Annotated in this window: 20 protein-coding genes; 4 read left to right on the forward strand and 16 right to left on the reverse strand. The window is 38.9% G+C overall.

Annotation, left to right across the window (positions count from 1 at the left end; all coding sequences use genetic code 11):
• Positions 1-2: 2 nt before the first annotated feature.
• From Q0E08_RS05775 to Q0E08_RS05785, 3 genes are read right to left on the reverse strand one after another with little or no spacing between them, the layout of a single operon-like run.
• On the reverse strand, positions 3-1,358 hold the full coding sequence (locus tag Q0E08_RS05775) for an MFS transporter (protein WP_294777895.1): 1,356 nt from the start codon (positions 1,356-1,358) through the stop codon (positions 3-5).
• Positions 1,359-1,395: 37 nt separating this feature from the next.
• Entirely contained in the window at positions 1,396-2,094 is a 699-nt protein-coding gene (locus Q0E08_RS05780) for a YjjG family noncanonical pyrimidine nucleotidase (RefSeq protein WP_294777897.1), read from the reverse strand.
• Positions 2,091-2,846, reverse strand: coding sequence for an exodeoxyribonuclease III (locus tag Q0E08_RS05785; RefSeq protein WP_294777899.1), 756 nt, complete (start codon positions 2,844-2,846; stop codon positions 2,091-2,093). The genes Q0E08_RS05780 and Q0E08_RS05785 overlap by 4 nt, the downstream gene beginning before the upstream one ends.
• Before the next feature lie 113 nt (positions 2,847-2,959).
• Here Q0E08_RS05785 and Q0E08_RS05790 point away from each other — a divergent pair, with 113 nt between their 5' ends.
• The 4 genes from Q0E08_RS05790 to scfB all read left to right on the forward strand — a co-directional run bounded on the left by Q0E08_RS05790 (position 2,960) and on the right by scfB (position 6,473).
• Positions 2,960-3,514: a hypothetical protein gene (locus Q0E08_RS05790; RefSeq protein WP_294777901.1), complete on the forward strand. Its 555-nt coding sequence runs from the start codon at positions 2,960-2,962 to the stop codon at positions 3,512-3,514.
• The gene (locus Q0E08_RS05795) at positions 3,498-4,814 is read left to right on the forward strand and encodes an aminotransferase class I/II-fold pyridoxal phosphate-dependent enzyme (protein WP_294777902.1); all 1,317 of its coding nucleotides are present in this window, start codon (positions 3,498-3,500) and stop codon (positions 4,812-4,814) included. Before Q0E08_RS05790 ends, Q0E08_RS05795 begins: the two co-directional genes overlap by 17 nt.
• A gap of 40 nt (positions 4,815-4,854) precedes the next feature.
• On the forward strand, positions 4,855-5,001 hold the full coding sequence (gene scfA / locus Q0E08_RS05800) for a six-cysteine ranthipeptide SCIFF (protein WP_078768064.1): 147 nt from the start codon (positions 4,855-4,857) through the stop codon (positions 4,999-5,001).
• 77 nt (positions 5,002-5,078) lie between these two features.
• Positions 5,079-6,473 (forward strand): thioether cross-link-forming SCIFF peptide maturase, encoded by a 1,395-nt coding sequence (scfB, locus tag Q0E08_RS05805; RefSeq protein ID WP_294777904.1) that lies wholly within the window; start codon positions 5,079-5,081, stop codon positions 6,471-6,473.
• Positions 6,474-6,538: 65 nt separating this feature from the next.
• On the opposite strand, the gene Q0E08_RS05810 is transcribed toward scfB, so the two are convergent.
• From Q0E08_RS05810 to Q0E08_RS05870, 13 genes are all read right to left on the reverse strand, one after another.
• Positions 6,539-7,093: an AAA family ATPase gene (locus tag Q0E08_RS05810; protein ID WP_294777906.1), complete on the reverse strand. Its 555-nt coding sequence runs from the start codon at positions 7,091-7,093 to the stop codon at positions 6,539-6,541.
• A 226-nt stretch (positions 7,094-7,319) separates the two neighbouring features.
• Entirely contained in the window at positions 7,320-9,140 is a 1,821-nt protein-coding gene (gene lepA / locus Q0E08_RS05815) for a translation elongation factor 4 (RefSeq protein WP_294777907.1), read from the reverse strand.
• 14 nt (positions 9,141-9,154) lie between these two features.
• Positions 9,155-10,246, reverse strand: a complete 1,092-nt coding sequence (locus Q0E08_RS05820; protein ID WP_294777909.1) for a nucleotidyltransferase family protein — start codon at positions 10,244-10,246, stop codon at positions 9,155-9,157.
• A gap of 2 nt (positions 10,247-10,248) precedes the next feature.
• Positions 10,249-10,515 (reverse strand): PqqD family protein, encoded by a 267-nt coding sequence (locus tag Q0E08_RS05825; RefSeq protein WP_294777910.1) that lies wholly within the window; start codon positions 10,513-10,515, stop codon positions 10,249-10,251.
• 24 nt (positions 10,516-10,539) lie between these two features.
• Complete coding sequence (locus Q0E08_RS05830) at positions 10,540-11,928, reverse strand: NAD(P)/FAD-dependent oxidoreductase (protein WP_294777912.1); 1,389 nt, start codon at positions 11,926-11,928, stop codon at positions 10,540-10,542.
• A gap of 192 nt (positions 11,929-12,120) precedes the next feature.
• Positions 12,121-13,698 (reverse strand): DUF6273 domain-containing protein, encoded by a 1,578-nt coding sequence (locus Q0E08_RS05835; RefSeq protein ID WP_294777914.1) that lies wholly within the window; start codon positions 13,696-13,698, stop codon positions 12,121-12,123.
• Between the two features lie 11 nt (positions 13,699-13,709).
• On the reverse strand, positions 13,710-13,991 hold the full coding sequence (locus tag Q0E08_RS05840) for a hypothetical protein (protein ID WP_294777917.1): 282 nt from the start codon (positions 13,989-13,991) through the stop codon (positions 13,710-13,712).
• Positions 13,992-14,343: 352 nt separating this feature from the next.
• The gene (locus Q0E08_RS05845; RefSeq protein WP_294777919.1) at positions 14,344-15,222 is read right to left on the reverse strand and encodes a zinc ribbon domain-containing protein; all 879 of its coding nucleotides are present in this window, start codon (positions 15,220-15,222) and stop codon (positions 14,344-14,346) included.
• A gap of 637 nt (positions 15,223-15,859) precedes the next feature.
• Positions 15,860-16,432 (reverse strand): PIN domain-containing protein, encoded by a 573-nt coding sequence (locus Q0E08_RS05850; protein ID WP_294777921.1) that lies wholly within the window; start codon positions 16,430-16,432, stop codon positions 15,860-15,862.
• A 353-nt stretch (positions 16,433-16,785) separates the two neighbouring features.
• Positions 16,786-18,537, reverse strand: a complete 1,752-nt coding sequence (locus tag Q0E08_RS05855; protein WP_294777923.1) for a Na/Pi cotransporter family protein — start codon at positions 18,535-18,537, stop codon at positions 16,786-16,788.
• Between the two features lie 430 nt (positions 18,538-18,967).
• A complete protein-coding gene (locus tag Q0E08_RS05860; protein ID WP_294777925.1) occupies positions 18,968-20,623 on the reverse strand; it encodes a cell wall metabolism sensor histidine kinase WalK in 1,656 nt (551 codons plus the stop codon).
• Entirely contained in the window at positions 20,620-21,294 is a 675-nt protein-coding gene (locus Q0E08_RS05865; protein WP_294777927.1) for a winged helix-turn-helix domain-containing protein, read from the reverse strand. The genes Q0E08_RS05860 and Q0E08_RS05865 overlap by 4 nt, the downstream gene beginning before the upstream one ends.
• A 204-nt stretch (positions 21,295-21,498) precedes the next feature.
• On the reverse strand, positions 21,499-22,023 hold the full coding sequence (locus Q0E08_RS05870) for a nitroreductase (RefSeq protein WP_294777928.1): 525 nt from the start codon (positions 22,021-22,023) through the stop codon (positions 21,499-21,501).
• Between the last annotated feature and the right edge of the window lie 36 nt (positions 22,024-22,059).

Here is a 22,059-nt window from a genome sequence, read left to right on the forward strand (position 1 = left end):
AATTAATCCTTAACTTCATTTTGTAATTCTTTCATAAGTTCATCGTGATGCTTTGCACCTTCAACACGAACAATTCGTGACGGAATGAAGCAAAACAGCAGAACGACCGCACAACCGAGGAACAATTCCATAGGATAAACGATATTTTCGCTTGCAACTCCTCTGTTGGCAGCATTGATAATAATTTGTGCAACAACAGGTCCGATAATCATAGGCACCAAAACATACATTACTATACGACAACCCTGAAACAGACCCTCTTTGCCGTCGGGAATATAATCTCTGTACGAAGCGGTGAAAAGACCTGCCATAACAAGGTTTACACCTATAGTAAGAGTGCCGCCGATAATGAGAATTACAATCTCGGCAGTTGCGTTTTTATCAACAAAAAACTTGGCACTCCAAATAATTATACAGCCTATAACACCTGCGATAATTGTAGGATAATAAAAATTCTGTTTGCCTTTTTTATCCATTGCGATACCGATAAGCACAGAGCCTACCGCCGCAAGAACCATAATTATACCAACAGGTATTATGTAATTCTTTATTTTAAGTGTGCCCTCAACAATGTTGAAAAGATAATTAATATACACCTGATAACCGATTGAAGCAATCATATAGCCCGAAAGGCAAACATAAAGCATTTTGTTTTGCTTAATTGTTGACGGTTTGAGCGAATATGTAAAATCGTTGAAAAATGAATTTGATTTATTCGGCTTAATTCCCTCTTTGTCTTTCATAAGGAACAGTCCGATTAAGCCGCCGACCGTCGGCATAATTCCCATAATAATAAAGAATTTTTGCCAGGATTCAACCGTTGCGGAGGAATTTGTCATACTGTCAAATCCGCCGAAAACTATTGCCATGGCGAAAAGCGGAATAACGGCAAGAATAGTATCAACTCTTGCACGGTTTGCCGTATTTGTTACATCGGTTATCCAAGTGTTATATGAAGCGTCATTACTGATTGAGCCGATAACGGACATAATGCAGTCCATTGCAACAACAAGAATGACCATAGGCAAAACTTTATCCGGTGACGGTTGCATAGGGACAAGAGAAAAGGCGGCGATTGTAAATCCCCAAATAACATAGCCCCAGCAGATGAACACCTTGCGTTTACCCGTTCTGTCGGACAAAGCACCGCCGATAAGCGTTGACAATGTGGCAAATATTGCCGAAAAAGCAACAAGCAGCGTTGTAGCATAAGGTGCTTTTGTAATTTCGTTTTGCATAAAGCGTGAAAAATACATATTTTCAACAACCCACGCAATTTGACCGATTAAGCCGAAAAGCAAAATTGAAGTCCATGTTCTTGCGGACAGTGCTCCGACTTTTTTAGTTTTATCTGACATAACAAACACCCCTTTTATTTATCACATAAACTATCGGTTAACTGTTTTCATTTTTCAAAACATCAAAGATGTCGTCAAGATTGTCAAGCTGATAATCCACATTATATCCGTCTTTAAGCGGCAAATGATGAGGATTGAACCAACAGGTTTTGAAGCCCATATTGTTGCCGCCCTTAATATCGGAAGTAAGCGAGTCGCCTACAATCATAATTTCATCCGTATTTACGCTCGGAATATTTTTAAGCACGACATCAAAAAATTCTTTTGACGGTTTGGCAAAACCCACATTATCGGATATAAACACGCCGTTTAGGATTTTTTCGATACCCGACACAGCAAGTTTTTTCTCCTGCACAGCCTTTGCACCGTTGGTAACAGCATACTGCATATATGTTTTTGAAAGCGTTTTAATCACACTTTCGGCATTACCCATAAATTCGACACAATCGGGCAATGATGATTCGTAGAATTCACAGAACTCATTTGCATCAACATTGCCAAAACCTTTTACATTCAAAAACTCCTTAAATCTGCCGACAAGTACCTGTTCTTTGGTAAGTTCACCTGTTTCAAGCCTGTTCCAATAGCTTTGATTGATTGCAGAATATTCGGCAACCGTGCTGTCAGGACATTCGCCCAAACCAAAATGTAAAAATGCTTTTTTAAGTGCCATACTTTCGCTTTTAAGAAAATCCAAAAGTGTGGCGTCAATATCCCACAAAATTATCTTTATCATAAATCTATATCAAGTTCCACAGGGCAATGGTCACTGCCCATAATTTCGGTATAAATTTTTGCGTCTTGAAGCTTGTCATTGAGTGAATTTGAAGTGATAAAATAGTCAATTCTCCATCCTGCATTCTTTTCTCTCGCCTTAAAACGATACGACCACCAAGAATAAATACCCTCTTTGTCAGGATAAAAATATCTGAATGTATCTGTAAAACCGCTGTCAAGAAGTGCAGTCATCTTGCTTCTTTCCTCATCGGTAAAGCCTGCGTTTTTGTGGTTTGTCTTTGGATTTTTAAGGTCGATTTCTTTGTGAGCAACATTCAAATCACCACAGAACACAACGGGCTTTTTATCGTTAAGTTTGAGCATATACTCCCTGAAATCGTCCTCCCACACCATACGGTAATCAAGGCGGAGAAGTTCCTGTTTTGAATTCGGAACATATACCGTTGCAAAATAGAAGTCGTCAAATTCAAGGGTAATGAGTCTGCCCTCTTTGTCGTGCTCGTCAATTCCAAGACCGTAAGTTACATTGAGCGGTTCTTTTTTTGTAAAAATCGCAGTGCCCGAATACCCCTTTTTCTCGGCATAGTTCCAATATGCGTGATAGCCCTCCGGAGCGAAATCTATTTGACCCTCCTGAAGTTTTGTTTCCTGCACACAGAAAATATCTGCATCAATATCGTTGAAAAAATCCTTAAAGCCTTTTGTGACACAGGCACGAAGACCGTTTACATTCCAAGAAATAAATTTCATCTTTTTACCTCACATTGATATATTACAACCTAATTATACAATAGACCAAAAGCTATTGCAAATATATTCTTTAATAATTATAATTTATATGGTATAATATTACAGGTGATAAAATGAAGAGAACATTAAGTTGTATACTGTCTGCGGTTGCAACGGTGTACACAATTTGGTATATGCACTTTGGAACGCCATACAAGAACTCCGGAGCACTGTCAAAAATCGGGTTGGAGCACCACGGTTTATTTGCAATTTGGGGCGTACTGACCTTTTTGGCACTTGCCTTTGCAATAACGCTTGCATACAAAAAATATCTGAAAACAAAGGTGTATATTCCGCTGCTTTCAATATCGGGCGTGGGAATGATTTTGACGCTGACAAACGATTTTGACTACTACAAAAAAGTGCAATACTTTTTGCATTGCGGCGGTTCGCTGACATTTTCGGCAGTAACGGGAATAACGATATTCCTTTTGTTTTTGCTAAACTACAAAAAAGGCAGAATATTCAAAATTTTTACATACATCACGGCAACGATTTTGATAGCGGATTTGATTTGCTTGTTGATATTTAAAGAAACGGGACTTATAGAAGCATTGCCGATATTTGCAGGATATTTACTGCTTGGCATTGTTAATTTGAGGAGAGAAAAGGTTGAACTTACACGATAAATTAAAAAATATTGACACATATCCGTTTCATATGCCGGGGCACAAACGAAACGACAAATTCGGCATTTTGGGTAGTGAGATAGACATAACCGAAATTGACGGCTTTGACAATTTGCATTCCCCAAGCGGAGTGATAAAAAACACCGAGGACAAACTCAAAAGCATATACAAAAGTGAGCGTTCATTCATAAGTGTTAACGGTTCGAGCGGTGGAATACTTGCATCAACTTTTGCCGTGTGCAACGAGGGTGACACCGTGATTGTTGCACGGAACTGTCACAAAAGCGTGTACAATGCCTGTATGCTGCTGAAACTGAAAATCATATTTATCGAACCTCAATACGACCTTACAAACGGCTACTACACAAACCTTAAACAAGACACCGTAAACAGTGCGATAAGCCGCCATCCGGAGGCAAAAGCAATTATCATAACCTCACCTACATACGAGGGATTTATGTCTGACATCAAATGCGATATACCGCTGATTATTGATGCGGCACACGGTGCACATTTCGGTATGCCGTACTTTCCCGAATATCCGAGCGGTGACATTGTTATATCTTCACTTCACAAAACCCTGCCGTCACTCACACAAACAGCGGTTGTTAATGTATATAATACCAAATATATCAACAAAGTTAAGCGATATATGGATATTTTTCAAACCACCTCGCCAAGCTATGTGCTGATGAACAGCATTGACATCTGCTGTGATTATGTGCTGAATTGCCGAAACGAATTTGGCAAATTTTACGAAAAACTCTGTGATTTGAGGCTTGTTGAAACGGACAATTTGAAAATCCAATACAATGACGACATTTCAAAAATAGTTTTGTCCTGTGCAAGCACAAATATCACGGGAAGCGAACTTGCAGAGATTTTCAGGAGCAAATACAAAATCGAGCCTGAAGCGGTATCGCAAAATTACATTTTGCTTATGGCAACCATCGGGGACACGGACGAGGGATTGACTCTGCTCAAAAAAGCTGTTTTTAAAATTGATTCACAGCTTGAATACTCACCTGCAAAGCCGATAAGAAAACCGCCTGTTGAAAAGGGCAAAATCGTTTTATCAATCGATGAAAACGCAGAGCTTTGCGACATTGATAAATCCATCGGCAGAGTGTCGAATGAATTTGTTTATGCCTATCCGCCCGACATTCCGATAATTTCACCGAACGAAACTATAACAAACGAAGTTATCGAATATATTAAAAACGCAATAGCTGACGGAGTAAATATTATATCCGACAGCAGCGAACTTCCCAATAAAATATTGACAAAAGCGGGTTTATAATCTATAATAAGCCTGTAATAAATATTTATGAGGTGTTCTTATGAAGAGAATTAATACTTTAAGCTCAAGAAATCTTTGCGAATCAGCTAAGAAGGGCGGCTGCGGTGAATGCCAGACATCTTGCCAATCAGCATCAAAAACTTCTTGCTCAGTAGCAAACCAACAGTGCGAGCAACTTAAGAAGTAATTACAACGGACTTACGGTAGCTGATTTGAGGCTACCGTTTTTCTATGTTATAAGTACAATTTTGATAGGATAAGATTATGATACACGCATACAAAATGAACGGATACAATATCATTCTTGACCAAAACAGCGGATGTGTTCACAGCGTTGACGAGGTTGCATACGATATTATCACCCGATACAAAGAAAATACAAAAGATGAAATCAAGGCTTATATTCTTGACAAATATTCCGACAGAGCAGATGTAACCGATGAGGACATTGAGGAATGCTTTGAGGACATTGAGAGCCTTATTGCAGACGGCAGACTTTTTGCGGAGGACACTTTTGAAGCAACCGCTAAGGAATTCAAAAAGCGTCAAGGTGTAATCAAAGCCATTTGCCTTCATGTTGCGCACGGATGCAACCTCAACTGCGAATACTGTTTTGCGGGCAAAGGCGAATACGGCGGTACTGACAAAGGCTTGATGAGCCTTGAAGTCGGCAAAAGAGCACTCGACTTTTTGATTGAACAAAGTGGCACAAGAAAGAATCTTGAAGTTGACTTTTTCGGCGGAGAACCGCTTCTCAACTGGGATGTGTGCAAAGAGCTTGTCAAATACGGCAGAGAGCAGGAAAAGAAATTCGACAAGAATTTCCGCTTTACTCTTACAACAAACGGCGTGCTTGTTGACGATGAAGTAATCGACTTTTGCAACAAGGAAATGAGCAATGTTGTGCTTTCGCTTGACGGCAGAAAGAATGTTCACGACAACCTCCGCAAAACTCCAAACGGCAAAGGCAGTTATGATTTAATCATCGACAAGTTCAAGAAATTTGCTGACAGCAGAGAGCAAAAGAACTACTATATGAGAGGCACATACACTCACTTCAACACCGACTTTTCAAACGATTTGTTGCATATGGCAGACCTCGGATTTAAGGAATTATCGGTTGAGCCTGTTGTGTGCGACCCTAAAGAGCCGTGGGCACTCAGGGAAAGCGACTTGCCTATTCTCAAAGAGCAATACCAAATTCTTGCAAACGAAATGCTCAAACGATACAGAAACGGAAACGGCTTTACATTCTATCATTATATGATTGACCTCAACCACGGGCCTTGCATCGTCAAGAGAATAAGCGGCTGCGGAGTGGGCACGGAATATATGGCGGTTACTCCAAGCGGTGACCTCTTCCCTTGCCACCAATTTGTCGGTGACGACAAGTTCAAACTCGGCAACATTTATGACGGAGTTACAAATCCGAATGTACTTGAGCAATTCCAAGAATGCAATGTCTATTCTCACAAAGAGTGTAAGGACTGTTTTGCAAAGCTGTACTGCTCGGGCGGATGTGCCGCAAACGCATACCACACCACAGGCAGTGTAAACGGCGTTTACGAATTCGGCTGTGAACTCCACAGAAAAAGAATTGAATGTGCAATTATGCTCAAAGTGGCAGAAGCCGAAGAAAGTTTAAAAGTTGAATACTAAAAACAGATTATTTACATAAACAAAAAACTCCTTTTAAAGTGCAATACTTTAAGAGGAGTTTTTCATCATTCAAAGTTAAACCTATTTTTAATTATTTTAGCCGTTTCTTTTGCCGATAAATTTGTATTATCAATTTTGATATAATTTTCAAACGGTATTTCTCCGTCATTACTTACCATACGATGGTTATTATCATCATAGATTAAAAGCTTATTTGAAAACTTAATGTCTCTTTTTGACGGTTTATTTTTCAAACGATTCTCGGTTGCATTTCTTTTTAACCTTACTTCCTGTGGAGCAAAAAGTTCAACATAATACACTTCACTTCCATACTGCTTAAACATATCAACAATTTTTTGAGTATATTCCCAATCTTCTTTGCAATCAAACGCCCACATAAATGTAAAAATAAGTCCGTATTTATCACTTTTTGCAAACTCTTCAAATACAATTTCTCTGAATTTTCTAATCACAGTTCCGTTAAACTCTCCAAAAATTTCAAGCACAGGCTCAATAGTCATATGATTATGAAAAAGCCTAAAACCGGTAATTTTGCAAAGTTCCTGTCCTACGGTCATTTTTCCTACTGCCGCATCTCCGAATAATAAAAGTAATTTCATTTTTTCACCTCGTTAATAAATTAATACATTCTCTGTTCAACCTTAATAAAAAACTGCCGACAAACCTAAATGTTCATCAGCAGTTGATTTAAAATTTAATAAATCCGATTATTGCCTATGAACATAACGCAAACAAGCCCATGAATAATACATAGGCTGTCTGTACATTACTGTATCATTTACTTTTATAATCGGTTTAAACATTATGTTATACCTCGTTTTATTTTTAATCGTCATCATCGGAGGACAAGCGGAGCACTGCCATAAAGGCTTCTTGCGGAACTTCAACAGAGCCGAACTGGCGCATACGCTTTTTACCCTCTTTTTGCTTTTCAAGGAGTTTCTTTTTACGGGTTACATCACCGCCGTAACACTTTGCAAGTACATCCTTGCGGAGTGCCTTAACAGTTTCTCTTGCGATAACCTTACCGCCGATTGCAACCTGAATAGGAACTTCAAACAAATGACGAGGAATATATTTTTTGAGTTGTTCTGCAATTCTTCTTGCACGGGAATATGCTTTTTCTCGGTGAATGATGAATGAAAGTGCATCAATAATATCACCGTTTAGCATTACATCAACCTTAACAAGATCGGACTTTCTGTAATCCTTCATCTCATAGTCGAACGAAGCATAGCCTCTTGTTCGTGATTTGAGTGCATCGAAGAAATCGTAAATAATTTCATTAAGCGGAAGTTCATAATGAATATCAACTCTGTCGGGAGTGATATAGTTCATATTCTTGAATATTCCACGCTTATCCTGACACATATCCATAACAGTGCCGACAAACTCGCTCGGAACATAAATATGTGCATCTGCAAACGGTTCTTCGCAGTAATCAATATATGCAGGGTCGGGATAATTTGTTGGGTTATCAATCTCAACCATTGTGCCGTCGGTGAGATAAATCTTATATACAACCGAAGGAACAGTAGCAATAAGGTCAAGATTATATTCTCGGTCGAGACGTTCCTGGATGATTTCAAGATGCAAAAGCCCCAAGAAGCCGCATCTAAAACCGAAGCCGAGAGCACCCGAAGTTTCAGGCTCGTATGAAAGAGAAGCATCATTGAGTTGCAATTTTTCAAGTGCGTCACGAAGTGCCTCATAATCGGCACCGTCGGCAGGATAAAGACCGCAATACACCATCGGGTTTACATGACGATAACCCGGCAAAGCCTCATCGGCAGGATTATCTGCAGTTGTGACCGTATCACCGACATGAGCATCACCGACAGTTTTGATTGAAGCTGTTATATATCCAACCTCGCCCGCCGTGAGTTCATTTGCCTTTTCCATAGAGGTTGCACGCATATAGCCAACCTCAACAACGGTAAATTCCGCACCGGTTGACATAATACGCATTGTGTCGCCGGCTTTGATTTTGCCCTCTTTGATTCTTACATAAACGATTACGCCACGATAGCTATCATAAACAGAGTCGAAAATAAGAGCCTTAAGAGGCTTATTATCGTCCCCCTGCGGCGGAGCAATCTCTTTTACGATATATTCAAGGACTTCCTCAACATTTTCACCTGTTTTAGCAGAAATACGAGGAGCATCCATACAAGGAATACCCACAATATCCTCAACCTCTTGTGCCACTCTGTCAGGGTCGGCAGCCGGTAGGTCAATCTTGTTGATTACAGGCAAAATATCCAAATCGTGGTCAAGAGCCAAATAGGTATTTGCAAGAGTCTGTGCCTCTACGCCCTGCGAAGCATCAACAATAAGAATAGCACCCTCACAAGCCGCAAGAGAACGAGAAACCTCATAGTTAAAATCGACATGGCCCGGAGTGTCAATGAGATTAAAGATATACTCCTGACCGTCTTTGGCTGTGTAATTCAGTTTTACTGCGTGGGCTTTGATTGTAATACCACGCTCACGCTCAAGGTCCATATCGTCCAAAATCTGCTCTTGCATATCACGCTTTTGAACGGAACTCGTGAGTTCAAGCAATCTGTCTGCAAGAGTTGACTTGCCGTGGTCGATATGGGCAATAATTGAAAAGTTTCTTATATTATTTTTATTAACCGACAAAAAATTGTCCTCCGTTAATTTTTTAGTACACTTTTGAGAGTTTTTTTGGCACCTTTTCCCTTATTTTTATATCTCAAAATAAAGTGCTTGATATATGTAGGGAAAAGTAAATACGGTTTATCTTGCAAATATTCGTAATTTCTGTACATAAATTCCTTTTTTGGAAAAATCTTTCTGAACAGATACTTAAATTTGCCGCCATTTTCTTTAAGTATTTCTTCCATAGTTTTAGGAACACCGAAAATTCCGCCTGCAAACACTTCGTTTAAAAGGTTCAAGTCGTCTTCGGTATAATCGGCATCATTAAACAATGCTTCAACCACTCTCATAACTTTTTGATAAAAATCATACATTTCAAACTTTTTGAATTGTTGATTGATATAATCAAAATCAAGCTTGTCATCGCTGTAATGAAGAACATACATATCACAGATAAACCTGATGCCGCAACCGCTTGAAGAATAGTGCTTGTACATATGAGCAAGAGAATAAATATAATTGTCCTCGGGCGACATATCATATCGTGAATTGTCACCTTCACATTTAACCGCACGCTTCCACAAATCGAGGTCAAGTTTTACCTCGCATTCATCGTCAAACAGAGTTTTGTGCATTTCCATAACCACATACGGTGCTTTAAAAAAGTCATCAGATGCAGATTGAGTACCGCACATATAAAATCCGTTTTTCTTCATCACTTCAAAAAGAGCATCTCTTTTTTCAACACCGTAAAGCAAATCGTTATCACTCATTTGGCGCATAAGTGACTGCGGATAATAATTACGAATGATAAGCCCTTTCATAAACATATACCTTATGCCTGCTTCATCAAAATCCTTGCACAGAGCCTCACGCTCGGATGATATAATAAGATTTTTCTGAATCTCGGACAATTTGTGGCTGTTCCATTCCTGCTTATCCTCGGCCGGCAAAAATCCCGATTTTTCAAGGCAAGGCAAAACGGCGGTATAAACCTGCTGTTTTACGGCAAGCTTGAGCACGCGCTTCATATCAACATCATCTCTCGGAACAAGCTCCGTGCCCTTTAAAGCACAAACGAGCAATTCCAAAAGATAATCTTTTTCCTTATCACCGATTTTTATCATACTTACTTCTCCAAAACGCCAAAGCCGTCAAGAGTTGCGATAAATTCGTTAACATCCTTTTCGATTTCTTCATTAGGAGCTTCGTATCTGTCTGCCATTGCTGAAACAATGCTGTCTACGGTTTGCTCTTTTTGAAGAAGAGTGAAGATGTAATTTGCGGTTTCGTTGTTATTGATAATACCCGAAAGTTCGCTTGAAAGTTTGCCTGTTGCAATAGCAAAGTCCTGACCGTCAATATTACCGAGTACTATACCTTTTTTTAATTTCATTGTAAAAACCCCTTATATAAAATTTTATTTATTATTTATCTCGTCAATAATTTTTTGTGCCACATAAACGCCGCTTGCGGATGCGTGTGAAAGTGAATGAGTAACACCGGAGCCGTCACCAATTACATAAAGACCTTTATGCACGGTTTCGAGATTTTCGTCAAGTTCAACTTCCATATTGTAGAACTTAACTTCAACACCGTAAAGAAGTGTATCCGGATTTGCAGTGCCCGGAGCAATCTTGTCGAGTGCATAAATCATCTCAATAATGCCGTCCAAAATTCTCTTTGGAAGAACAAGTGAAAGGTCACCCGGAGTGGCTGCCAAAGTAGGCTCAACCATACCCTCTTCAATACGCTTAGGATTACTTCTTCTGCCCGATACAAGGTCACCGAAACGCTGAACGATTACACCGCCGCCAAGCATATTTGAAAGGCGTGCAATGCTTTCGCCGTAGCCGTTACTGTCCTTGAACGGCTCTGAAAAATGCTTTGAAACCAAAAGTGCAAAGTTTGTATTTTCAGTTTGCTTTTCAGGGTCTTCGTAGCTGTGACCGTTAACGGTAATAATGCCGTTTGTATTTTCATTTACGACACTGCCCTTTGGATTCATACAGAAAGTACGAACAGCGTCCTCATAATTCTTTGTTCTGTAAACAATTTTGCTCTCGTAAAGTTCATCTGTAAGATGTGAGAAAACAACAGCAGGAAGTTCAACACGAACGCCGATGTCAACACGGTTTGAATGAGTGACAATGCCGAGATGGTCGCATATACCCTCCATCCATTTGCTGCCGCTTCTGCCAACGGAAATGATACAATCCTTGCAAGTAAACTCGCTTTTTTTACATTCAACCTTAAAGCCGTCTTCAAGTTTTTCAACGCTGTTAATGTGAGTGTTAAAGTGCCATTCAACCTTGTCCTTGAGTTCGTTATAGATGTTTTCAAGAACAACATAGTTGATGTCTGTGCCCAAATGTCTAACTGAAGCATCAAGCAAGCTAAGCTGATTTTGAATACAAAGCTTTTTGAAATGCGAACCTGCGGTTGTGTAAAGTTTGCAGTTTTGACCGCCGTGCTCAACATTGATTTGGTCAACATACTTCATAAGTTCAATGGCTTTTTTCTTGCCGATATACTCGTAAAGTGTGCCGCCGAAATCATTTGTTATATTATACTTACCGTCGGAAAATGCACCCGCACCGCCAAAACCGCTCATAATAGCGCAAGTTTTGCACTGAATACAAGACTTAACCTTGTCGCCGTCAATCGGGCATTTTCTCTTTGCAAGCTCGTTGCCTGCCTCAAACACGGCAATCTTTAAATCACTATGCTTGTTGATAAGCTCATATGCGGAAAAAATACCGCCCGGACCTGCACCGATAATAATTACATCATAATCTTTATTAGTCATTTTGTACCTCTCATTTAAAAACATAACACTTCCATTGAAATGAGGGGAAGTTGGCTCATTTTTGTTGTATCAGCAAAACTGAACAAAGTATCACATAATACCCTTTATACATTTTACCATATTATAAATAAAAATCAATATCTAAAATTCGTAAATTTACAAAGTTTAGATATTGATTAGGTTTTATAAAATTTATTCTGTGGTTATCCACATCGCAGGGCGGACAGCATAATTTTTGCAATTAACTGCGTAACCTCTACAATTAACCGAGGTAATAATATCATCATTAATATGACCATCACTTTTAACTTCAGCTATAGTATAAACGGACATTCTCGATGACCTCATCCACCACCAACAAGTAACAGCATCATTTTTTAAATATTCATTAGAGGTAGATACCCCTTTTGCTATTGCATAATCAGTCGGAACACATTTTCTTTCTTCGTCATTATCAAAATATTCATTTGCTTCTCTATCACTTAGTAAAAACACTTGGTCTTCTGTTTCTTTATATAATTCTGTATTATAATACGTAGAAATATGCTCTTTTTCAACATCGGTAAATGCGAAATTAAAAAAATAATCATTCAACCATTTACGAAGTGTACAAGTTTCCCAAGTAACAGCACTATATGTATCATTATACGGTTGACAATCAAGTGCTTTATCACTGATTACAAGAACTCTGTTATTTTCTTTTAACAAAACACGCCATTCTATATCTTCTTCACCATTTGAAATATTGTTATCCTGCTCATATGAACCGTAATTTATTATATCTCCAACATTTGCCTCTTTAATTTTTTGAATTTTATATTTTTCAAATGCTTCATTAACTTTGTTTTCGCTATCTTTATAATCACCTAAAGACTCAAATTTATCAATAGCTTCTTTATATTCACCATTAGTCATCATTTTTACAGCAAAATGATATTTAACGCTTGGGATATTTAATATAACACCAAACGAAATGCAAGCGCACGCAATTATAACTATTGATATAATTATATTTTTTCGTTTTTTCTTCAGCTCATTCAAAACTTTTTCAGCTTCGGCAAGTTTTACTTCAGCATCTTTATATTCCGATATTTTCTTAAACTCGGTTATAGCAGAATTAACCGACGAAATGCTTTTTTGTAACAGCAAATCACAAGCATGGTTATAATGTGCTTCATATTTGAATTCTTCATAGTCAATGTTAAGCATTTCATCACAAGCATTATTGCAACAGCAACACTTTTCTTCGCTATCGTGATTTATCGTTCCACAAGAACAAAGCCACAAATCTTTATATCTAAATGTTTGCTTCGGATTTTTAACAGAAAATTTCTTATAGAAATAATCAATTTCTGTTGTATCTAAATCAATAGAATTCTGTTGAGGAAGTTCTAACCATTCAGAGTTTTCAAGAACCATATTTGTATTATCATCAAACACAATCTTTGTAACAAAAACACTAAACGCTCTTGTAGTATTATCCGGTAAAATTATAGCTTCTTTAGAGCCAAAGTTTTCATTTCTTTGTACGGTCAAATCCAAATACTGATGTTCGATTTCTTCACCGATAGGATTGCCGGAAACATCTAACGCAACGATTTTAGCAGTCAATGCTTTAATCACCTTTGATGAAATGCTCTTGAATTTCAGCTGAGCAATAATATTACCGTTAACATTATCCTTTTGCAACGCACCTGCTTCAATAATTACCGGACTGTCATCGGTATAAAGCATAGGTGTCAAAGTAAAAACTTTTTCATATCTTGCCATTTTGTTTCTCCTTATATTTCAGGCAATTCGTCTGTTTCAACATTTTTCTCAACACGGGTTTGAACAGATGTAACTTTGTTGGCATTGAGGTTTTCTTGGAGTAAAAATATTACCTCGCCAAATCCGATAAACAGCATGCCCGAAACAAATGTACCTACGCATGTTACCAAATCCCAAAGAAGCCCTACAGGTTCAAATTCATACACACCCCAAACAATAAGTCCTGCAATAAGTCCAAGTATAATTGTTAATACTCCAATAACTTTTAATGTTTTCCCTGTTGTGTTGTTCATAAAATTCTCCTCTCAAAAATAAAAAATGCGTACAGCCAAAGCCATACGCACAAAAAACACATAACTCCAACTGTCGCCAAACAATTACACATATATCGTAAAGAATAGTATGCATTTAAGAGCATGCATTTTTATCAAAAGATAAAAAGACACACTATTCCCATATACGATATTAAATTGTGTAATTATTTGGCAACTTTATTGTAGCATAGAAAATATTTAATTGCAATACGGAATGTTAAATATTTGTATATAAAAAGGGTATGCAAAGAAAGCATTATATAAACCCCTCAGTCGCACATAAAGTGCGACAGCTCCCCTTACAAGTAAGAGGAGCCTCAATAGGTTTTTATTAAATTTTTGCCATAACTTCGTTATAAAGAGGTGTGCCGGCTCTTATTTCGCCCTCGTACACTTTACCGTTATTGAATATAACGCTTGCGAGTCTGTTTTGGACGAAAACTTCTCTTGTAACGCCTGTGCTTCTTCTCGTTCCCGACATACCGCCGACAATGGCACCTGCATCGCCAAAAAGGAAGTCACCGATAATCATTCCTCCGACATTAGGAGTTTGCTCAATAATCGAATCGGTTTGCATTGCGATATTGCTGCCGACTTGATTAACTGCAATGACATAAGGTGCTTTGTTTGCCAAACTGACGCCGAAATTAACATTAGGTTCTATTGTAAATAACTCTCTTAAAAATCTGTCATATACATTGTCTGAAGTTTTCGGAGGCAAAACTTGTCTTGAACCCCACATTGATTGTATAACAATTCTAACCTTGCACCCGTTCCCGTCTTCTATCGGTGTGATATATGTTTCAAAAATAATCTTACCGAGGCTTGATTCAACTAATTGCGCTTTAATGTATCCACGCTCGGGGTTTACGCTTTTTACATCTCCGCATCTTTTAAAAGCACTGTAAATCACATCTATTGATTGCCTTATATCAAAAGGAGTCACAAACAAAAAAGTGTCGTTAGTTCTGCGGTCTCGAATTTTAAAACTCCTGTATATTTTAGGATTACCCTTGCCCTTTGTTGATAAGTCATTAACAAATGTAGGAGTTATCCAATCTTCCTGTTCTGCATTTTGAATTTCAGCCAAAGTCGATGTTTTAACATAGTATCCGTCATCTTCAACAGGCACAACATTTACAGGTGAACCGCACTCAAAGCAGAATTTTGCACCGTCAGGAAGTTTTGTTCCGCAATTAATACAATACATTTTCAACTCTCCTCATTTGGTTTATTTTTATCTTGGCTTATTGTTTATACTAATATTACTACCTGTTGGGTATTTATGTCAACAAACCTTAAACGAACAGTACCGAAAAGCGGACAATAAAAAAAGGCGAACGCAGTTCGCCCCAGCGTGTCGAAAAAGTGTTTTCGACACGCTGTAGGCTGTTGAGAAAGGTTCTGAATTTCGTTTTCTTGCGAAGGAAGATGTACCTCGTCAAAACATATTCCGTATAGAACAAAACAAAGTTTTGTAATTATACTGCATATGTTTTTCCTCTTTCCAAAAATCAAATGATTTTTTGGAAGCCTTCATATTTCGACTGAGCAAAAAACGAAAAACGCAAAAAGTGCCGCAAACTCGATGTTTGCGGCACTTTTACAATCCCTCCGTCAACACTTCGTGTTGCCACCGTCTCACCTGCCGGTTCGGTCGGTGCTTCTGCATTAAAATGCAGAGGTCTCCACAGGAGACCCGCACCCTTTACACAAGGGAGGCATTAAGCGTTTAGTTTGTTTTATTGGCGTGGTTCAGGGGCTTTATCGACAGTCTGAGGCGACCAAAGGTCGCCCCTACGGTAACATCATATTATACACGCCGTCTTTGTTGGAATTCAAATTTATTAACTTTTATCTGCAAGCAAAGGTTTGATTAATTTATACAATTCTGTAACTTTTTTATTGTCGTGAAGTTGTTTCATAAGATAATTATGTACACCCTCTTTACTTTTTCTTTCCCTCAACGCTTCATAAATATCATTTGAATAATTTTTATTGCCATCACCTATCAAGTTTTCGATTTCGGCAATTTTCATACTTTTTGATGACTGTACTTCGGAAGCAATATCGTCAACACGGGAAATTTTATAACCGCCTTTTGTCCAATAATTTACAACACTGTCATAGCCTTTATCTTTTGAAACAATTACAGCTTCTATTTTCTTGTTTTCATCCTTACCAAGCTCATAACCGACACAGGAAGCAAGCTGAAAATCCAAAGCATTTGGACTTCCTACATCAACCTTTCTGTATTCAAAATTTGCATTGCTTTGAATAATTCTTCTGTGCAAACCAAATGACAATCTGCTTGCCTTTTCGCTGTAGAAAAATATAACCTTATCTTCATCGGTCAATCTTCCCACACCTTTTAAACCGTCAACATTTACATTTTCATAGTCGATAAAATACACATTCATAATCTTTTTCTCCTTTGTTTTAATAAACTTGTGTATCGCCAACAGTTCTCAGCTATATTAATTTTATTCTGTAAAATTAAAAAAATGCGTACAGCATCTGACTATACGCACCAAAAACACATAGCTCAAAACTGTCGCCAAACAAAAGTTTACACATACCACTATTTAGCATGTAAAACCTGAGTATGCATTTTTATCAAAAGATAAAAACACACTAAATCAGCGGAAAGCGATATAAACTTTTGTTTGGCAATTTCATTGTATCACAGGAAAAGATTAAATGCAATACGAAATGTTAAATATTTGTAAATAAAAAGAGGCGAACCCGGTTCACCTCTATAGTTACAATATAGTTATATATTTGAAAAGCTGTATTTTTTGCTGTAATCCTTGAACAATTTACCATAGTCGCTTGATGAGTCCTCGGCAATACGCTGTGTTTCGTGGATTGAGAGATTGTGCATTGATGCGTCAATCAAACAGCCTGCGATATTTGAGCAATGGTCGGACACACGCTCCAAATCGGTGAGCAAATCTGACCACACAAAGCCTGCCTCGATTGTGCACAAACCTTGTTGCATACGGCGAATGTGATGAGTACGCATTTTTTCCTTGATAATATCAATAACCTGTTCAAGAGGCTGAACTCTCTTTGCAATCTCGGTATCGGTGTTTTTCAACGCCTTAAATGTTATATCAAGAATTTCCTTTGTTGCACCTGTGAGGATGTCAAGTTCCTTAACAGCGTCTTCTGTGAGAGTGTAGCCTTTTTGACGAAGTTCCTCGGTTGAATCGAGAACATTAACCGCATGGTCCGAAATTCGTTCAAGGTCGCCTATCATTTTAAGGAGTGCCGCCGCATGCTCACTTTCTTCATCGCCCATTTTTTGAGAGCTTAAATTAACAAGATAAGTGCCGATTTCATCTTCGTATTTGTCGCACTTCGCCTCGTCTTTTCTTATACGCTCGGCGTCTGCCTCGGTATAATTTGTAATACAAGTTATACTTTTTTCAATTGCACGCTCGGAGCAATTTGCCATTTTTATTGCAACGCTGTAGCACTGTTGAAGTGCAAGGGTAGGAGTTGCAAGAAGTCGAGAATCAAGAATTTCAACTTCTTCAGGTTCTTCATCATCCTTGATGAATTTGAGTGCAAGTTTTTCAAGAAGTTTTGCATTTGGCATAAGAAGTGCAACACACACAATGTTGAATATTGTATGAACCACGGCAATGCTGAAAGTGGTTGCAGGAGTGTCGAGAACCGCCGGTTCGAAGCCATACTTCCAAATTGAGAACAGCACGAGCATAAATATTGAGCCGATTACATTAAACATAAGGTGAACAAAAGCGGTACGCTTTGCGTTTTTATTTGCACCTACTGATGAGATAAGAGCAGTTACGCAAGTGCCGATGTTTTGACCCATAATGATTGGAATTGCCGCACCGAGCGAAACCTGACCGGTAACCGCAAGAGCCTGCAAAATGCCGACCGAGGCAGAGCTCGACTGAATAATGCCTGTAAGAACCGCACCGACCAAAACGCCCAAAAACGGATTTTTGAACATAACGAACATTTGCTGAAATTCAGGAACTTCAGAAAGACCGCTTACAGCACCCGACATTGCTTCCATACCGAACATAAGGGTTGCAAAACCGAGGAGGACAATACCGCTGTCCTTCTTTTCGCTCTTTTTGGAAAACATATAAAGAACAATGCCCACAAGTGCAAGAACAGGAGTGAACGATGAAGGCTTCAATAGGCTAACCCACACATTTTCACTGCTGATGCCTGACAACGACAAAATCCAGCTTGTTACAGTTGTGCCGACATTTGCACCCATAATTACATTAATTGCCTGGCGGAGATTCATAAGTCCGGAGTTAACGAAGCCAACTACCATAACCGTAGTTGCCGACGAACTTTGAATAACAGCCGTAACGGCACAACCGGTAAGAAATCCGGCAAATTTGTTAGTTGTCATTTTTGCAAGAATGCCACGAAGTTTATTACCGGCTCTGCGTTCGAGAGCCTCGCCCATAGTATTCATACCAAACAGAAACAGACAAAGTCCGCCTATGAGCTTCAACGCATCAAATACAGTCATAATTCTTCCTCATACTTTTAAATTATTATTTTACGCTTCGAGAATATCAAATTTACATCAAATCTATTATCAAGGTTATGTAAAATCAATGTAAAGTGTAAAAAAGGCGAACACAGTTCGCCCCAGACTGTCGATAAAGCCACTGAACCACGCCAAAATTATATTAACACAAATTAAGTAGGAGATAGGCTTGCCTATCCCGTAATACTATTAATTTGATAATACTATTTAAAGAAAAGTGCCGCAAACATCGAGTTTGCGGTACTTTTGGCGTTTTTCGTTTTTTACTCACAAGCGGTACAATCGTACAGCAAAGTTCGCAAGAAAACGAAATTCAGAACCTTTCTCAACAGCCTACAGCGTGTCGAAAACACTTTTTCGACACGCTGAGGCGAACACAGTTCGCCCCTACGATATAACATTTTAAGATTTATTTAGGAAATGTGAGGATGATGGTTGTTCCTTTGCCGAGGGTGCTGCGAACTTCGATTTCGGCATTATGGAGTTTAGCGGCGTGCTTAACGATTGACAAGCCGAGGCCTGTTCCGCCAACCTCTTTTGAACGGCTTTTATCCACACGATAAAACCTTTCAAATATTCTCGACTGTTGGTCAAGAGGGATACCTATACCCGTATCGCTGACGGAGAGTTTTACGCAGTCGATAAAATTTTTAACTTCAACCTTTACCCTGCCGCCTTGCTTATTGTACTTAATTGCATTGTCGCAAAGATTAAATACAATGCTTGTAAGGAGCTGGGATTTGCCTGTGATAATCGACGGCTCGCCCTTTACCTCAAGGGCAACGCCCGCCTTTTCGGCAACCGGAGTAAGATTTGTTGCAGTCATTTTTGCAATATCGAAAAGGTCAACCTTTTCCGAAATAATATCCGAGCTTTCTTCGTCAAGGTGTGACAGCTTGATAATATCCTCAACAAGAGTGATAAGTCGTTTTGCTTCCTTATAAATCTTCTGCGAAAACTGCGGAACATCCTTTTCGGCAACCATACCGTTTGAAAGAAGTTCGGCACTTCCTGCGATTGTTTGAAGCGGTGTTCGAAGCTCGTGCGAAACATTTGCAGTGAACTCTCTGCGAACTTCTTCCGCCTTTTCCATTTCGGTAAAGTCAAAGATAATAAGAGCAACGCCTGTTACCTTGTCGCCCGAGAAAATCGGAGTTGCACTGAAATGATAGCTTACCTCGTCAATATCAAGAATAATCTCGCTGTGCTTACCATTTTCTGCCTTGCGGAGAAGTTCCTGAATTTCAACCCCGCTGCTGAAAAGAAGCAAATCTTTACCTACGCAATAACTGCTTATGCCGAGAAGTCTTGAAGCGGTTTTGTTGATACTGATAATCACGCCGTCGGAATTGAGAAGAATTATTCCCTCGGACATATTTTCTGTTGCCGCCTCGAATTCATTGCGTTTCTTTTCAAGTTCAAGCTGTTGATTTTTAATTTGCTTTTTTTGAATTTTAACTTTTTCGAGAAGCGGTGAAAGTTCTTCGTAAACCTTTGCGTTGTTCGGATTGTCCAAATCGATTTGATTAAGCGGTTCAACGATTTTCTTTGAAAGTCTTGAAGCAAAGAAAAGTGACACCAAAACAGCAATCAAAAATACAATAATAATCGGCTGAGCCATTGAAAGGACGAGCGCCCACCACGAAAGTTCATTGACAGACATACGCATTACACTGCCGTCAGTTAATCTGACTGCCGAATAATACTGATGTTGAGTAAGAGTTTTGGAATACCTGTCTGCTGTTCCTTTGCCCGTCAGCATTGCCTGTTTTACTTCTTCACGCTCAAGGTGATTTTCCATCTCGTCGCTGTTTGCCTCGTTATCGTAAAGAACCTTGCCGTCTTTTGCAATCCAAGTCATACGGAAGGTTTTATCCTGAATTTTATCAAGATATTCCTTACCGTCAAGTTCAACCGCACTTGCGATATACTGAACCTGAGTATCTATACGCTGTTTTTGAATATCGGAAAAATAATTGTACAAAACGCCCATAATTATCGAAAGCACTGCAAGAGTTATGCAGACTGCCACAGAACAAATAGAACGAAAAATCTTTTTTGTCATTTTTCTTCCTCCATTCTGTAACCCACTCCGCGTACGGTTTTGATGTAATCACCGGCAGAGCCGAGTTTGGTACGAAGCGTGCCGATATGCACATCAACCGTTCTTGTTTCGCCGACATATTCCGTACCCCACACACTGCTGAGAAGCTGATCACGAGTAAACGCTCTGCCGATGTTTTCCATAAACAATTTGAGCAAATCGTACTCTTTAAGCGTTAAATAAACTTCAGTGCCATTGACATAAGCAATATGACGGGAAGTATTGATTTCCAATTCGTTAAGCTTTAAATCCTGCTTTTTTTCTTCCTTTGAAGTACGGCGAAGCACGGCTCTTACTCTTGACACCATTTCCATCATACCGAAAGGCTTTGTAAGATAATCATCAGCACCCAAATCAAGTGCAACAACTTTATCGTACTCGGTTTCTTTAGCCGTTTCCATAATAACGGGAACCTCTGCCGTCTTTTTGTCGGAACGGATTTTTTTGAGAATACTTATGCCGTCCTCATTAGGAAGCATAACATCAAGCAAAATAAGAGTTGGAATTTCCTGCTTAACAGCAGTCCAAAACTCCGAAGAATCGGCAAAGCCCTTTGCCTCATAACCGGATGCCGTGAGCGTGTAAACAATTAAATCTCTGATTCCGTTGTCATCTTCTATACAGTAAATCATAATTTATCTCCTATCTTGCTTTCATTTTATAAAATAAAAGTAAAATCAAAAACACAAGATTTGTAAAATTCAGGTAAAATTGCAAATTTTTCTTTACAATCCGCCTTTACAATTTGATTATACAGTATAAACAGGATAGATACAACAAAAACTCCCCGATTTTACAAATCAAGGAGTTTTACATAAATTGTAAAGTTTTTATCATCAAATACTGTAAACTCTGTTAGGTTTTCTGTCCGGCGTTTTCGGTGTTTCGCAGTCAGGATAACCGACAATGCAATGACCGACGCCGACATATTCCTCCGTGATACCGAGTTTTTCAAGGAGTTGTTTGCCCTGCTCGGTTTCGAATTCCTCCTTGGCACGGTGAATCCAGCAACTGCCAAGACCCAAAGCGTGAGCCTCAAGCATCATATCTCCCATTACAAGACTGCCGTCATAAACACAGGTTGAACTGTCTTTTTTATCAAGCACAACAAGAACGGCAGGAGCGTTATAGAACGGGTCAAAATCAGGCTTCCAGCCTCCGATTTTACAATTAAGAGCTGATAGTTCATCACGAACTTTTTTGTCTGTCACTTTGATAATAATTGAATTTTGGTTACCTCTGCCGTTTGCGGCGTAAAGACCGGCTTCAACAATTTTGTCAAGAAGTTCATCAGCCACAGGAGCGGACTTGTATTTCTTAATACTTCTTCTTGATTTCATAACATCTAACATATCGGACATAATCATACCTCCAAAATTTATATTCAAAGGGCAGGC

This window comes from uncultured Eubacterium sp., from assembly GCF_934561735.1.
Taxonomy (GTDB): domain Bacteria; phylum Bacillota; class Clostridia; order Oscillospirales; family Acutalibacteraceae; genus Eubacterium_R.